Source organism: Chryseobacterium bernardetii (assembly GCF_003815975.1).
GTDB lineage: Bacteria > Bacteroidota > Bacteroidia > Flavobacteriales > Weeksellaceae > Chryseobacterium > Chryseobacterium bernardetii.
The window spans coordinates 1,239,641-1,253,756 of record NZ_CP033932.1; the positions used below are offsets into that span (position 1 = coordinate 1,239,641).

The following is a 14,116-nucleotide window of genomic DNA, read 5'->3' on the forward strand; positions in this document are numbered from 1 at the left end:
TAATAGTGAGATTTTTTTCATTGTTACAACGAGTTTAAGTCCTGCGCAATCAGCCAGCCCTCACTCCAGCACGCCTGAAAATTGAAACCTCCTGTTACCGCATCTATATTTAAAACTTCTCCGGCAATATAGAAATTAGGAAGCAGTTTTGAAGACATGTTTTTGAAGTTAATTTCCTTTAAATCAACGCCTCCGGCTGTTACAAATTCATCTTTAAATGTTGATTTTCCTGTAACCTGAAATTTCTTTTTACAAAGATTCTCCAGAATTTTCTGCATCTCTTTCCCTGAAATATTGGCAACCTGTTTGTTGAGGTCTATCTTTGAAATCTCCAGGATTTTCTGCCAGAACCTGTTTGTAATATCAAAAATCTTTGATTGTCCTATAGTTTTTTTAGGATTGCTCTGTTTGAAGTTCTGAAATATCTCTTCTGCCTCCTCTGTAGCAACAGAAACAAAATTAACCTCAATTTCAAAATTGTATTTAAGTTTGGCAAGACTGATAGCTTCCCATGCAGAAATTTTCAGGACAGCCGGTCCGGAAAGCCCCCAATGGGTAATCAAAAGCGGCCCGCTTTCATCAGTCTTTAATTTAGGAATCGAAATCCCTGCATTTTCAAAACTGGTTCCGGGAAGATCTTTTAAAAGATCATCTTTAATATTAAATGTAAAAAGAGAAGGAACAAGATCAACAATCTTATGGCCCAGATTTTCTATAATTTTTAATGATTTTGGCGAACTTCCGGTAGTATAGACAATATAATCTGCCTCAAAATCTCCTGAATTGGTCTTTACAAAATATTTTTCATTCTGCCTTTCAATCTCTTTTACACTGCATTTTGTTTGTACAACCACATTTTTCTTTTGAACTTCATTCAAAAAGGTATTGATAATGGTCTGTGAGGAATTGCTTTCAGGAAAAGTCCTGTTATCATTTTCTATTTTTAAAGGAACATTACGCTGATCGAACCATTCCATGGTGTCTCCCGGCTGAAATTTGGTGAATACACTCAATAATTCCTTGTTTCCGCGGGGATAGAACCGGACCAGTTCTCTTGGATCAAAGCAGGCGTGGGTAACATTGCACCGCCCTCCTCCGGAGATCTTAACTTTCTGAAGCACATCCGAGTTCTGTTCCAATATGGTAATTTTATATTTCTTTTCGTCAAGGTTGGATGCGCAGAAAAAGCCGGCAGCACCGCCTCCGATAATAATGATCTGTTTCATGTGTATGTAATCCTATGCTGAAGATTATTTTTTCAAAAGTACAATTTTTATAAACCATCTTATTTGAGTATTTTTGAAGATTATAATTTTTTATTATACCAAAAACGATTTCAGTATGATTTTCTACCATAAATTTGAAGTGCGTTGGAGCGATCTTGATGCTAATAAGCACCTGGCCAATTCATCATATGTACAATATTGTGCGCAAGCCAGAATGGCTTTTATGACTAAGGAAAAAATGGGTGTTACCCAATTAAGCAGATGGGGAATTGGTCCTGTGATCCTGCACGAAAGATATTCTTTCTTCAAGGAGATCTATGCCGATCAGACGGTTATTGTGAGTGTAGAAATTGACGGATGTTCTGATGATTCATCCATCTACCGTTTTCTTCACAAATTCTATACTCCGGATGGGGTACACTGTGCTACCTCCGAAGCTACTGGTGTTTGGATTGATATGATGCTGAGAAAAATGACGACTCCGCCAGATGATGTGGTGGAAGCCATGAACAAATACAAGAGCCCGGAAACAGTGGTACTGTCTAAAGAAGATTTTAAAAAGCTTCCTTTCCATCCACATAATATTGACCCGGCAGAATTTAATATATAAATGATGAATGATAATTGATGCTCTGAAAAAAGGATAGAAGTAAAATTATCAATTATCGCCTATCAGTTATCATTGATAAATAAATTTTTATGTTTGAAGATAAATCACAGGAGCTGACGCCCATTTCAAAACTAGGAGAATTTGGTCTTATTAAGCATTTGACGCAGTATTTTCCATTATCCAATGAATCTTCGGAACTTGGAGTAGGAGATGATGCGGCAGTGATTAACCCTGACAATAAAAAAGTAGTTCTTACCACGGATGTCCTGGCAGAAGGAGTACATTTTAATTTAGGCTATGTTCCACTGAAGCATTTAGGTTATAAAGCTGTAGTGGTTAACCTAAGTGACATTGCTGCTATGAATGCAGTTCCTACACAAATTTTGGTTTCTTTGGCTGTTTCCAACCGTTTTCCGGTAGAAGCGCTTGAAGAAATCTATGCAGGGATCCAGGCAGCGTGTACAAGATATAAAGTAGATCTAATAGGTGGAGACACTACCAGCTCCAATTCCGGATTGGTCATGAGCATTACGGCTGTAGGAATTGAAGCTGACGAAAATATTGTAAAGAGAAGTGGTGCAAAACCTAATGATCTTCTTGTGGTAACAGGAGATTTGGGTGGTGCATATATGGGACTTCAGATTTTGGAAAGGGAACATGCCGTTTACCTTGCTGATCCGAATATGCAACCGGAAATGGAAGGCTACGATTATATCCTGGAGAGACAATTGAAACCTGAAGCTAGAACAGACGTTAAAAAGATTTTAGAGCAATTGGAAATTAAACCAACTTCCATGATTGATATTTCTGACGGTCTGGCTTCTGAAATTCTTCATCTTTCAGATCAGTCTAAAGTAGGGTTCAGATTATATGAAGAAAAAATTCCATTAGACAGTCTTACAATTTCCACGGCAGATGAAATGAACCTTAATCCTGTAATGACAGCATTAAGCGGTGGTGAAGATTATGAATTACTATTTACAATTTCACCAAATGATTTTGATAAAATTAAAAACCATCCTGATTTTACTATTATAGGACATGCAGTAGACAAAGAAGAAGGAAACTTTATGGTGGCGAGAGGGTCTAACCAATTGGTGGCTCTTACCGCCCAGGGTTGGGATGCCTTCTTGGGAAATCAAAAAGGATAAAATTATATTTAATTTTAAATATTGTAGAAAACCGCAGCATTTTTTTTGCTGTGGTTTTTGTTTATAGCTTTATTATTTTAAAAAAACAGGGATGATTATACAAGAAAAAGAAATACCAACGCACCACCTTACCTCTGAGGAATTTCAGATGAGTACACTGAGTGCAGCAGGCCCTGAGAATTTTCATGATGTTCACAGGCATAATTTTTTTGAAATTATCTGGTTCATGGAAGTACATGAAAAAAGTCATTTAGAATTGGATTTTGAAAGCTATAAGCTTGAGAATAATCAGATATGTATCATAGCACCGGGACAGGCATTCAATATGAAAATAGAGGGAGAGGAAGGATATGCTATGGCAATAAGCCGGGAAATTTTCAACGAAGCCTGTGATATAGAATCTGTACTTACTGGAGGAGTACTTCCGTTTTTCTTAGATCCTAAAAATAAACAAACCTGTAGTACGATCCTGTCATTGATGGAACAGGAATATAATGCAGCATCGAGAACTGAACTCTTGAAGGCTTATCTTAAAGCATTTTGTATTATTATAGGAGAACAGATTAATCCTCAAGAACCTTTATTGAATGACCGTCAACGCATTCATGACCTGGTAGGACTTATTGAGAAACACTATATAACACATAAGGAGACAGGATTCTATGCCGAAAAATTAAAGATAAGCAGCCATCACCTGAATGATATTGTACGCCTTTTGAGAGGAACAACAATAAAAAAGATGATTTCCCAGCGCCTTATCCTGGAAGCTAAAAGAGAACTGAGTTTTGGAGCACTCACAGTGAAGGAGATCGCTTTTAAGCTTGGTTTTAACGATGCTTCATATTTTTCAAGGTTTTTCAAGAAACATACAGGCCAAACTCCCGAATCTTTTAAGAATAATGAAAAGTGATAATCTTCATTATTTACAGTTTTGATGTATATAAATAAGCAATATTTATTTATTTCTACGCTTTAACCCCCAATTTGTCCTATACTTTCTCCAGTTCTTTTATTGTAATATTTTGCTTTTTAAGGCAATTTTGCATCCTGAAAAAAATCGCCTGTGAAGGCTTAAGTTTATGAAGAAGTTAAGTATTGTAGTGTTTATTTTAGCGCTGCTCAACACGTTGGAATCATTGAGTATAGATCTTTATCTTCCTGCTTTTCCAAGCATGGCCGAAATTTTTAAAACGGATATCGGACATATTCAGATTTCTATCTCGGTTTTCTTTGCCGGATTTGCACTCGGACAGTTATTATGGGGCCCCTTATCAGACAGAACAGGACGTAAACCCATGCTGTACTGTGGTCTTTTCCTTTTTATCATAGGTGCAGCAGCTATTTATTTTACTTCAGATATTTACGTTTTATGGAGCATGCGTTTCTTACAGGCATTTGGAGGAAGCGCGGGGATTGTGATCGGAAGAGCTGTTATTATTGACCTTTATGATAAACAGAAATCTGTAACCATTTTTGCACAACAATCTCAGATCAGTGGTATTGCTCCCATTATAGCTCCTTTAATGGGAAGCATATTTCTTAAATACTGGGGTTGGAACAGTTCATTTGCTTTCCTGTGTATTATGGGATTGATTACATTCTTCATGGTATATAAATATATTCCGGAGACCAATACGAAAATCAGTCAGCCAGAGGATGTGCCAACAGATGAGAAAGGGTTAAAAGAGCAGCTGAAAATGATTATTTCCAATAAAGAATTCATCCAAAGTACAATGGTGGGAAGTATTGCATTTGCGTCATTAATTATCTATATCTCAAATGCCCCGTTCTTATTTATGGAAATTCACGGATTTTCCAGTGAGACTTTCAGCTTTATATTCGCATTCAATTCATTGGCCCTCATCACAGCGGCTTATATTACGCCAAGGCTAATCAAGAGAATGAGCAATTCAACTCTTTTATTTGTCGCAACTTTAATACTTCTGGTGGTATGTACTCTTCATATTTTGATAGCTGCAGAAAATTTTTCTATGGTATTGGAAATAGGGATGCTGTATCTATCACTGCTGGCTATTGGAATATTGTTTCCTCTTACTTCAGCACATGCGTTGTCTCCTTTTAAAGAAGGGAGAGGTACAGCTGCAGCACTTTTTGGATTCTTACAGTTGATAGTTACCTTTTTAATGTCGGGATTACTAGGTCTTTTAGAAGCAGATTCTATTATGCCAATGGTGATAACCCGTGCCGGAATGAGCTTAATTGCTGTATGGTTTGCATATCAGATAATTAAGGATAAGAAAGCGGTGATGCAGAAATCTGTTGTTTAATCAGTAATTCAATAAACTAATCGTAACTTCCATATTGCCTAATCTGACTTCGTGCCCATTGAGCTTTATCCTTTCGTTGCTTCTATTGGTCACACTATTCAGGCACTTAATCAAGTAATTTTTGTAGAAAATAACCAAAAGGCTCTCTTTGCATAAAATTTAGAATATGAAAAGAAACCTTTTGACGGCTTTATGCTGTCTGCTGCCGTTAGGATATTGGGTAAATGCACAGTCGGGAATCTCTGCCGAACTTAAAACAGAATATATTCCAGCTTCTAATTATATCCGTCCGGAAGACAGCGTAAAGACAAATTCCAAAAGTGATTTTAAAAGGGTAGACCTTAATCTGAGTATTCCGTTATCTGTAAAAAAAGATAAAGAAGGTAAGGTAAGTGCATGGTCTATGCTCCTGAGCGGATCTTACGCAAAAATGTCTCACAAGAATTACGAAACACCTTTATTTCCGGATCAGATGCTGAACGCCCAGGTCGGATTGCAGCATGTAAGACCTCTAGGAAAGAAATGGAGTATAATGATGATGGCTTCAGTTGGTGTATACACAGATATGGAAAAGATAAGCTTTGATGATGTTCTGGGCCAGGGAGGGATCGTATTTATCAGGCATTTTAATCCTAATCTTGCTTTGGGAGTAGGTCCGGTGCTTACTACAGCATTTGGAGTTCCAATGGTTTTGCCATGGGTCTATTTCGACTGGAAAACCAATGGAAAGGTGAAATTCAGGATCAATTTCCCGGAAGGTGCAGAAGTTGGCTATCAGTTCACAGACGTTTTTACCTTGAAAGCAGTGGTTAACCTCAGCGGAATGACCGTAGAAAGGAATAAAAACGGAGAATCTATTATGTTTGGTTATCAGCAGATTACAGCAGGTCTCCGGCCGGAAATAAAGGTCAATGATAAGCTGAGTATTGGCATTACGGGAGGATCAACCCTGGTGAGAAGTTTCACAGAAAGTGAGCGCAAGATCAAGAGCATTTTTAAAGATAAAAACATTGCAGATCCTAAGTTTTCCAGTACATTTTATGCAGCAGTATCCTTGCGCTGGAACCTGCCTTAAAATATGAGAAATGAGGCCGGATGTAGTTATTTGTTCTATTTTTTAATCTGAATAATTCCCCCAACACCTTCCGGCCTTCTCATTTATTTACTAATAAGCTTCTTATATACCACCTGATTGAGCAATTCTTCTTTTCGGGTACGGGAAATAGGAAGTTCTGTTTTATTGATAAACAAACGGCCGCCCGAAATCATATCAATATGAATGATATTGATTAAAAACGACTTATGAATCCTGAAAAAATGTTCGGAAGGCAAAGATTCTTCAATCGCTTTCATAGTCTGATGAATAACAAGGGACTTATCCTTAAAATGCAGCTTGGTATAGTTCTGCATGCTCTCAATATATAAAATATCCACCCAGGAGACTTTAATAAAGGTGTCAGATTGTCTTACGTACAGAAATGGATCATCCAAAGGGGTATTTTTCTTTAATTTTTCATTGATGATAAACTGCTGCTGGGCTTTATTCACAGCCTGATAAAAACGGTTAAAGGCAATTGGCTTTAAAAGATAATCCACCACCTGAAGCCGGAATCCTTCCAGAGCGTATTCAGAATAAGCTGTTGTTAAGATACATAAAGGAGGATTTTCAAGCTGCTCCAGGAAATCGATACCATTCAGATAGGGCATATTAATATCCAGGAAAAGAAGATCTATTTCGCTTTCCTTTACCCTGGCATCTGCTTCCAGAGCTGTAGCGCAGGTTTCTTCTACAGATAAAAAATCAATTTGGTTTGCCAGCTCCTTAAGGTGGAATCTGGCCAAAGGCTCATCATCTACGATCAGGCATTTCATTTTAGGGATATTATTACTCATTTTCAGACAGTTTTAAGGTTAGGGTCACTTTATAGACAAGGTTATCAGATTCAATTTTAAGGTCATAAGCATCAGGATATTGCAATTTCAGGCGTTTTTTTACATTTTGAAGCCCAATTCCTCCATCCTTCTTTTTATGAACAGCTATTTCTGAATAGGAGTTTTCAACATAAAAGAAAAAGTTATTGTTTTCTTCCTTGCAGAAGATTTTAACATAACCGGTTTGCCCGGGAAGTCTGCACACGTATTTGAAAGCATTTTCTATAAAAGGAACCAAAAGTAATGGAGCAATAGAAGCTTTTTTGTTATCAATTTGCCATTGGGCTTTTACATCCAGTTCGTTTCCCCACCTGAGTTTTTCTACCTCAACAAGGTTTTGGAGATATTCAATTTCTTTACCCAAAGGAACCAGTGGCTGATTGCAATGATAAAGCTGATACCGGAGAATATCTGAAAATTTCATCAGTAAAAAATCAGCAAGCTGGATATCCGTTTTCATCAGAATATGAATATGGTTCAGGATATTAAATACCACATGTGGGTTGATCTGATCCTGCAGAAGCTTGAGCTGGTTTTCAAGATGAGCCTGCTGAAGGAGAATATGATCACGCTCTATTCTTCCATGTTCATTATAGAATTTTACACCACATGCTGCTCCGTTGATTAGAAATGAGGCAGGCAGAGACATATAAAAGCCCTTCCACAAAAAAGGTAAATGGTCTCTGAAGTTTTCCGGAAGCTCATCTTTGGGCTCAACTTCAAGATAAGTGAATATAACAGAGAAAACCAGGCTAAGCATGAAAATCAACAGTATCAACTGTATCAGAAACCGTTTCATTTTCTTTTCCCGAAGTGCTTTCGGCAGAAGCTTATTGGTTAAAAAGTGAGTAAATGTAAACGAAAATGCTGCAATTATCGCAGCCTGGGTCATCGCAAGATAAATATCTGTTGTGCTCTGGAAATTAAACCACAATACAATCGCTAATACAAGCCAGAAAATAAAAGTAAATATATATTCTTTTAAGATAAAAGATTTTGTCATAGAATTGGAAATAGGTTGATAAAAAAATTAGAAACTGCAGGGAAAACAGTTTCTAATGGTAAATATAATTTAAGTTTTTTAGAACAGGAAATAACCTATCCCAAGGCTAAAGCTGTGGGGTTTGGATTTAAATTCCTTACTGATGCTGGATAGCCCGTGTTCATATCTGAGATCTACCGTGAAGTTTTTATAATCCACTCCTATTCCTCCAGTAACTCCTATATTGGACTTGTCAAACTTATTAAAACCTTCCTGCAGCGATTCAGAAACCGATAATTTATTGTTGAAAGCATAGCTGTAAACACCTCCGGCAAATGCTCTTACATTAAAATCATCAGTTTTAATGAATTTGTATCCAATGACTACGGGAATATCAATGGCATTCCAGGTTAGCTTTGCAGATCCTAGGTCTTTTGCTTCGTAAGAGGTCTTTCTTTTGTTGAATAAAGCATCTCCTTGTACATACAGGCTTCCAATATCCAACCTTGCCATTACCCCTGCCTGATAGCCGAAACCGTATTTTCCTTCCAAGGAAGAAGACTCCGTTGAGGTTTTTGTAAAATTTGCACCGCCCTTTATGCCTATGTGAAGCGGTGAAGTTTGCTGAGCCTGAGTCTCCATAGAACAAGTGATGCATAGTAACAAAGAGCAGAATGCTAAAAATTGTTGTTTCATAAATTGATTACTTTTAAAATTTGATGCAAAACAACAAATCTGAAATATGAGTGGAAATTTTATTTGATGAGTGGCAGAGATACTTTGACGAGAATACGGTTTTGGATGAATAAAAATGGAAGCCGGGAAATGAGGAAAAGAAAAACCCGCTGTTAAAGCGGGTTGGTTGTGTTATTTTTTAAAACTTAATACTAACGGAATGGAAACTGTAGAAGATACCGGTTTCCCGTTCACTTCAGCAGGCTTCCATTTGCCTTTCTCCCTAATGCGGTAAAAAGCTGCCTCAATAAATGCATTTACATCTTCATTATTTCCTTTGGCCTGAGCTTCGAGAGCATTTCCTTTAGAGTCTATTATAAAACTTAATGTGGCTTTATAAGAATCCGAAGCATAATTTAAGAAAGCAAGATCAACGGCTCCTTGCAATAACTTTTGAAACGCTGCTTTTCCAGCCTCATATTCCGCTTCTTTTGTCAGTTTAGTTTTTACAGGAGGGTCATTGGCTAGTACTTTCTTATCATCTTCAGAAATTTTCTCAAGAGCATTTTTATAGGATGTTATTTTGTCTTCCGTAAGAAGCCACTCTAGCTTAGTTCTCAGATCGTTAGGCTTAGGGTATTTGTTATACAATGCTTGTTTCTTTCTTTCATATTTGGAATCAGCCTTCTGGAAAGCAGATACCTGGGCATTTCCGAAAGCAAAAGATAATATGAAGGCTAATGCTAAGAGTTTTTTCATCTTATTAAGCTTTTACAATATTAATAATTACTTCTGTAGCTTTTTCCATACTTTCCAACGCTACATATTCATAGGGACCGTGGAAGTTGATTCCTCCTGCGAAGATATTAGGACAAGGAAGTCCCATATAAGAAAGCTGGGCACCGTCTGTACCACCCCTGATAGCTTTGATCTTAGGTTCAATACCTGCCTCAGTCATTGCTTTGGCAGCAAGATCTACAATGTGCATTTTGCCTTCAAACTGCTGTTTCATGTTTCTGTATTGTTCCTTGATCTCCACTTCTGCTGTTCCTTCACCATGTTTTTGGTTAAATTCAGCTACTTTCTCTTCCAGGAATCTCTTTCTTGCTTCAAACTTATCGGCATCGTGATCACGGATAATGTATTGGAGTTTTGCCTCAGAAATATCAGCCGTAATATCCATTAGATGGTAAAATCCTTCAAAACCTTTAGTGGTTGCAGGTGTTTCATTAGCCGGTAAGATCTGAGCGAATTCAGCAGCCAGTAAAGCCGCATTAATCATTTTTCCATAAGCATAACCGGGGTGTACGCTTAACCCGTGGATTTTCACTACCGCTCCGGCAGCGTTAAAGTTCTCGTATTCAAGCTCTCCAACTTCTCCGCCGTCCATTGTATAGGCCCATTCAGCACCGAATTTGGCAACATCAAACTTATGTGCACCTCTTCCGATTTCTTCATCAGGAGTAAATCCAACAGCAATTCGTCCGTGTTTAATTTCTGGATGAGCGATAAGATATTCTGCAGCGGTCACAATTTCTGCACAACCAGCCTTATCATCAGCCCCTAGAAGAGTATTGCCGTCCGTAGTAATTAATGTTTGCCCGATATATTTTTTTAGGCTTTCAAATCTTGAAGGAGATAAAGTGAACCCTGTAGTCTGGTTCAGTAATAGATCATTTCCGTCATAATTTTCCCAAACCTGAGGTTTTACATTTTCCCCGCTGAAGTCCGGCGAAGTATCATAATGAGAAATGAATCCAATCGTTGGTCTGTCATCATTTTCAAGGTTAGAAGGAACATAGCCCATAATATAACCGTGCTCATCAATTGAAACATCTTCTAAACCGATAGTTTTCAGTTCTTCAGTAATGTAGTTGGCAATATCCCATTGACGGTCTGTAGAAGGAGTAGTCTCACTCTCAGCATCGCTGGTTGAATATATTTTTACATAACTAAGAAAACGGTTCAGTAATTTCTCTTTCCATAAAGGATTGAATTCTATTGTACTCATCAGATTTATCATAAATTTTAACAAAGTTAGCAAATTTGATGCTCAGAATACATTATTTGCGGCTGAATATCAGTTATTGAAATTATAAATGGAATATAAAACTTTGGAAATCAAAATAATGTTAGATTTGTATGTACACTGTATCAAATAGTTTAGTTTTATTATATTTGAGAAAATCAAAAAGTAAAAATGTTTCTTACCGAATGTCCTAGAGACGCAATGCAGGGATGGGGAGAGTTTATCCCTACTGATAAAAAAATAGATTATATTAACTCCTTAATGGATGTTGGTTTTGACGTATTGGACTGTCTGAGTTTTGTTTCCCCAAAAGCAATTCCGCAGATGGCAGACTCTGATGAAGTGGCTGAAAATATTGATAAATCACGTTCTAAAACTAAAGTTTCTGCCATTATTGGAAACTACAGGGGAGCTGAAAAAGCATTAAAACATCAGTCTGTGGATATTCTGGGATTTCCTTTCTCTATTTCTGAGACTTTTCAGCACAGAAATACCAATAAGAGCCAGGAAGAAGCTTTTGATGAGATCATTAAAATGCTTGAACTGGTAAAAAGTGAAGGAAAACAGCTGAATATTTATTTCTCAATGGCTTTTGGAAACCCGTATGGTGAAATGTGGAAGTGGGAAGATGTGGATCAATGGGCTCAAAGATTCTCGGATATCGGAGTGAAAGATATTCTTCTTTCTGATACAACAGGAGTGGCAACACCGGAAACTATCGCCCTTTTATTCGAAAAAATTCCTTCAAAATACCCTGAAATTAATTTCGGCGGACACTTTCATAACCGTTATGAAGAATCCTATTCAAAACTGAAAGCAGCTTATGACAAAGGTTGCAGAAGGTTTGACAGTGCCATCAAAGGAATAGGCGGATGTCCTATGGCTAAAGATGATCTGGTAGGTAATATGCCTACAGAACAGGTGATTAACTTTATGAGTGTTGAAAAAGCAGAGCATAAACTGAATCTTTTAAACTTTGAAAGTTCTTACAACAAAGCTAAGGATATTTTTCATTTTTAAAATGGTTTAAATATCTCAGGTTTAGCAAATTATGAAGATAAGAAACCGGAAAATTAAGATTTGCAAAACCAGTGTGATCTGCGCGAAATCAAAAAATATTAATAGGAGCGGGCTTAAACCCGCTTTACTATATTAAAATCAAGCAGGCTTAGGCCCAATTAAATAAATATTAACCCAAAATCATCACCATGTCTCCAATCATTTCACCATCTGAATTAAAAAATATTTCTACAGAAAACCTTATCATTCTTGATGCAAGGACAGGAAAAGATGCCATACAAAACTATCTTGAAAAGCATATTAAAGGAGCAAGATTTATTGATCTGGATAAAGATCTTGCTGAAATAGGTGAAAATGCAGCCTTTGGAGGAAGGCACCCGCTTCCGGCTCCGGAAAAATTTGCATACACAGTTTCCAATCTCGGGATCACTGAAAATTCCCATATTGTTATCTATGATGATAAGAATGGTTCAAATGCGGCCGCGAGAGCATGGTGGATGCTGAGATCATTCGGGTTTGAAAATGTACAGGTTCTTGATGGCGGAATACAGGCTGCGGAAAAGAGTAATATGGATTTTTCGTCAGGAGAAGAAGCATTTGGGAAGGCTCCATTGATTAAAAAAGAAAATTGGAAGCTACCTGTTTCAAATCTTGAAGAAGTTGAAAACGAATTAAAAAGCAACTCTTCTACAGTGATTGATGTAAGAGATGCTTACCGGTACAGAGGGGAATCTGAACCTATTGACCTGGTAGCCGGACATATTCCGGGAGCCATTAATATCCCTTTTTCTGAAAATCTGGATGAAGATGGGTTGTTCCTTAGTCCGGAAACTTTAAAAGAAAAATATACCCAATTATTACAAAATAAACCTGAAAATTTGATTATTCACTGTGGTTCAGGAGTTACCGCATGTCATACTATTTTGGCATTAGCGCATGCAGGGTTTAAAATTCCTAATCTGTATGTAGGCTCATGGAGTGAATGGAGCAGGAGAGAGGGAAAAGAAATTGCAAAAGAACTATAAAATAATCCAGTCAGGATTTTAGTGATACAAAGAAAGGATGTCATACGCTGACATCCTTTCTTTGTATTTCAAATTTCATATTACTTTACTCGGTTGTCGTAATATGCATTGTATTTGTATAGACAATGCTTAATTTATAGCATTCCCAATTCAAATTTCGCTTCTTCGCTCATCATATCCTTATTCCAGCTCGGTTCAAAGGTCAGTTCGAGGTCAACACTTTTTACATGTTCCACTTCGCCTACTTTATCCTTTACTTCCTGAGGCAGGGTTTCCGCTACAGGGCAGTTGGGAGTGGTAAGAGTCATTATAATTTTTACGTCAGCATCATCGGAGATCTGTACATCATAAATTAGCCCTAATTCGTAAATATCTACCGGAATTTCGGGATCATATACGGTTTTCAGCACGCTGATGATTTCTTCACCAATGTCTGCAATTTGATCGTCTGTAAATTTCATTTTTTAATCTAAATTGATATTCCTTTTCAACAAATCTTCCTGACGCATGCGTCGGAAAATATTTGCCAAAGTTAAGACATCTTTTTCACAATAGTCAACAATTCGCTGCAAGTCTTTTTCTATGTAGTAAATTGATGAAACCATTGAGCCGTCAATATCATCCTTCGGAGTGGGAATACCAAAGACATGAGCCAATAATTCCAGTGATACAAAACTTTTATAATCTCCGAATTTCCATAGCTCCATAGTATCTATATGAGGAATTTCCCAGGGCTTTTTTCCAAACATCTGAAATGGTGCTGGAGGTTGCATCCCATTGATGAGGTATCTTCGTGCAATCCACGGGAAATCAAATTCTTTTCCGTTATGGGCGCATAGAATAACGTTGTATAATCTTGGGCTGTTGAAGATTTCTCCAAATTCCTGAAGCATCTTTTTTTCATCGTGCCCGGAGAAACTTTTGATCTTTAAGGTATCATTTTTTTCAACCATCCCGATGGTGATGCAGATGATTTTGCCGAATTCTGCCATAATTCCCGCACGCTCATAAAATTCTGCTGCCGAAACATCTTCCTTTCTCTGGAATTTTGTTTTTTTGTCCCAAAGGTGCTGTTCGGTTTCAGATAAATCATTCCAGGAGTCTGCCTGTGGAACAGTTTCAATATCAAGGAATAAGACTTTTTCTAATGGAATATTTTGGATCATTTTTTGCTTTTT

General features: G+C 37.3%; 15 protein-coding genes. 7 read left to right on the forward strand and 8 right to left on the reverse strand.

The window, feature by feature from the left end:
* Nucleotides 1-23: 23 nt before the first annotated feature.
* The gene (locus tag EG339_RS05850) at nucleotides 24-1,226 is read right to left on the reverse strand and encodes a BaiN/RdsA family NAD(P)/FAD-dependent oxidoreductase (protein WP_185147668.1); all 1,203 of its coding nucleotides are present in this window, start codon (nucleotides 1,224-1,226) and stop codon (nucleotides 24-26) included.
* 115 nt (nucleotides 1,227-1,341) lie between these two features.
* On the opposite strand from EG339_RS05850, the gene EG339_RS05855 reads away from it, so the two are divergent.
* The 5 genes from EG339_RS05855 to EG339_RS05875 all read left to right on the forward strand — a co-directional run bounded on the left by EG339_RS05855 (nucleotide 1,342) and on the right by EG339_RS05875 (nucleotide 6,350).
* On the forward strand, nucleotides 1,342-1,836 hold the full coding sequence (locus EG339_RS05855) for an acyl-CoA thioesterase (protein ID WP_123869289.1): 495 nt from the start codon (nucleotides 1,342-1,344) through the stop codon (nucleotides 1,834-1,836).
* Between the two features lie 89 nt (nucleotides 1,837-1,925).
* Nucleotides 1,926-2,987 carry a thiamine-phosphate kinase gene (gene thiL / locus EG339_RS05860; protein WP_123869290.1) on the forward strand — a complete coding sequence of 354 codons (1,062 nt, stop codon included), beginning with the start codon at nucleotides 1,926-1,928 and terminating at the stop codon, nucleotides 2,985-2,987.
* 91 nt (nucleotides 2,988-3,078) lie between these two features.
* Nucleotides 3,079-3,897: a helix-turn-helix domain-containing protein gene (locus tag EG339_RS05865; protein WP_123869291.1), complete on the forward strand. Its 819-nt coding sequence runs from the start codon at nucleotides 3,079-3,081 to the stop codon at nucleotides 3,895-3,897.
* A 169-nt stretch (nucleotides 3,898-4,066) separates the two neighbouring features.
* Entirely contained in the window at nucleotides 4,067-5,275 is a 1,209-nt protein-coding gene (locus EG339_RS05870; protein WP_123869292.1) for a multidrug effflux MFS transporter, read from the forward strand.
* A gap of 166 nt (nucleotides 5,276-5,441) precedes the next feature.
* Nucleotides 5,442-6,350, forward strand: coding sequence for a DUF6268 family outer membrane beta-barrel protein (locus EG339_RS05875; protein ID WP_123869293.1), 909 nt, complete (start codon nucleotides 5,442-5,444; stop codon nucleotides 6,348-6,350).
* Nucleotides 6,351-6,433: 83 nt separating this feature from the next.
* On the opposite strand, the gene EG339_RS05880 is transcribed toward EG339_RS05875, so the two are convergent.
* From EG339_RS05880 to pepT, 5 genes are all read right to left on the reverse strand, one after another.
* Nucleotides 6,434-7,168 (reverse strand): LytR/AlgR family response regulator transcription factor, encoded by a 735-nt coding sequence (locus EG339_RS05880; protein WP_123869294.1) that lies wholly within the window; start codon nucleotides 7,166-7,168, stop codon nucleotides 6,434-6,436.
* On the reverse strand, nucleotides 7,161-8,210 hold the full coding sequence (locus EG339_RS05885; protein ID WP_123869295.1) for a sensor histidine kinase: 1,050 nt from the start codon (nucleotides 8,208-8,210) through the stop codon (nucleotides 7,161-7,163). The genes EG339_RS05880 and EG339_RS05885 overlap by 8 nt, the downstream gene beginning before the upstream one ends.
* Before the next feature lie 78 nt (nucleotides 8,211-8,288).
* Nucleotides 8,289-8,885 (reverse strand): porin family protein, encoded by a 597-nt coding sequence (locus EG339_RS05890; RefSeq protein WP_123869296.1) that lies wholly within the window; start codon nucleotides 8,883-8,885, stop codon nucleotides 8,289-8,291.
* Between the two features lie 171 nt (nucleotides 8,886-9,056).
* Nucleotides 9,057-9,623, reverse strand: a complete 567-nt coding sequence (locus tag EG339_RS05895; RefSeq protein ID WP_123869297.1) for an energy transducer TonB — start codon at nucleotides 9,621-9,623, stop codon at nucleotides 9,057-9,059.
* 4 nt (nucleotides 9,624-9,627) lie between these two features.
* Complete coding sequence (pepT, locus tag EG339_RS05900) at nucleotides 9,628-10,875, reverse strand: peptidase T (RefSeq protein ID WP_123869298.1); 1,248 nt, start codon at nucleotides 10,873-10,875, stop codon at nucleotides 9,628-9,630.
* A 189-nt stretch (nucleotides 10,876-11,064) separates the two neighbouring features.
* Here pepT and EG339_RS05905 point away from each other — a divergent pair, with 189 nt between their 5' ends.
* A complete protein-coding gene (locus EG339_RS05905) occupies nucleotides 11,065-11,913 on the forward strand; it encodes a hydroxymethylglutaryl-CoA lyase (protein WP_123869299.1) in 849 nt (282 codons plus the stop codon).
* A 188-nt stretch (nucleotides 11,914-12,101) separates the two neighbouring features.
* Nucleotides 12,102-12,938, forward strand: coding sequence for a sulfurtransferase (locus EG339_RS05910; protein ID WP_123869300.1), 837 nt, complete (start codon nucleotides 12,102-12,104; stop codon nucleotides 12,936-12,938).
* Nucleotides 12,939-13,072: 134 nt separating this feature from the next.
* Here EG339_RS05910 and EG339_RS05915 read toward each other — a convergent pair whose 3' ends face one another.
* Together EG339_RS05915 and EG339_RS05920 are read right to left on the reverse strand one after the other, a co-directional pair.
* Nucleotides 13,073-13,399, reverse strand: a complete 327-nt coding sequence (locus EG339_RS05915; RefSeq protein WP_050021700.1) for an SUF system Fe-S cluster assembly protein — start codon at nucleotides 13,397-13,399, stop codon at nucleotides 13,073-13,075.
* Nucleotides 13,400-13,402: 3 nt separating this feature from the next.
* Nucleotides 13,403-14,104: a 3'-5' exonuclease gene (locus EG339_RS05920; protein WP_123869301.1), complete on the reverse strand. Its 702-nt coding sequence runs from the start codon at nucleotides 14,102-14,104 to the stop codon at nucleotides 13,403-13,405.
* Between the last annotated feature and the right edge of the window lie 12 nt (nucleotides 14,105-14,116).

Bases quoted from the DNA above. Each gene is read 5' to 3' on its own strand.
- EG339_RS05915 (WP_050021700.1), bottom strand. From the start codon at position 13,399: ATGAAATTTACAGACGATCAAATTGCAGACATTGGTGAAGAAATCATC.
- EG339_RS05890 (WP_123869296.1), bottom strand. From the start codon at position 8,885: ATGAAACAACAATTTTTAGCATTCTGCTCTTTGTTACTATGCATCACT.
- EG339_RS05920 (WP_123869301.1), bottom strand. From the start codon at position 14,104: ATGATCCAAAATATTCCATTAGAAAAAGTCTTATTCCTTGATATTGAA.
- EG339_RS05855 (WP_123869289.1), top strand. From the start codon at position 1,342: ATGATTTTCTACCATAAATTTGAAGTGCGTTGGAGCGATCTTGATGCT.
- EG339_RS05870 (WP_123869292.1), top strand. From the start codon at position 4,067: ATGAAGAAGTTAAGTATTGTAGTGTTTATTTTAGCGCTGCTCAACACG.
- EG339_RS05875 (WP_123869293.1), top strand. From the start codon at position 5,442: ATGAAAAGAAACCTTTTGACGGCTTTATGCTGTCTGCTGCCGTTAGGA.
- EG339_RS05885 (WP_123869295.1), bottom strand. From the start codon at position 8,210: ATGACAAAATCTTTTATCTTAAAAGAATATATATTTACTTTTATTTTC.
- EG339_RS05865 (WP_123869291.1), top strand. From the start codon at position 3,079: ATGATTATACAAGAAAAAGAAATACCAACGCACCACCTTACCTCTGAG.
- EG339_RS05880 (WP_123869294.1), bottom strand. From the start codon at position 7,168: ATGAGTAATAATATCCCTAAAATGAAATGCCTGATCGTAGATGATGAG.
- pepT (WP_123869298.1), bottom strand. From the start codon at position 10,875: ATGAGTACAATAGAATTCAATCCTTTATGGAAAGAGAAATTACTGAAC.
- EG339_RS05895 (WP_123869297.1), bottom strand. From the start codon at position 9,623: ATGAAAAAACTCTTAGCATTAGCCTTCATATTATCTTTTGCTTTCGGA.
- EG339_RS05850 (WP_185147668.1), bottom strand. From the start codon at position 1,226: ATGAAACAGATCATTATTATCGGAGGCGGTGCTGCCGGCTTTTTCTGC.
- thiL (WP_123869290.1), top strand. From the start codon at position 1,926: ATGTTTGAAGATAAATCACAGGAGCTGACGCCCATTTCAAAACTAGGA.
- EG339_RS05910 (WP_123869300.1), top strand. From the start codon at position 12,102: ATGTCTCCAATCATTTCACCATCTGAATTAAAAAATATTTCTACAGAA.
- EG339_RS05905 (WP_123869299.1), top strand. From the start codon at position 11,065: ATGTTTCTTACCGAATGTCCTAGAGACGCAATGCAGGGATGGGGAGAG.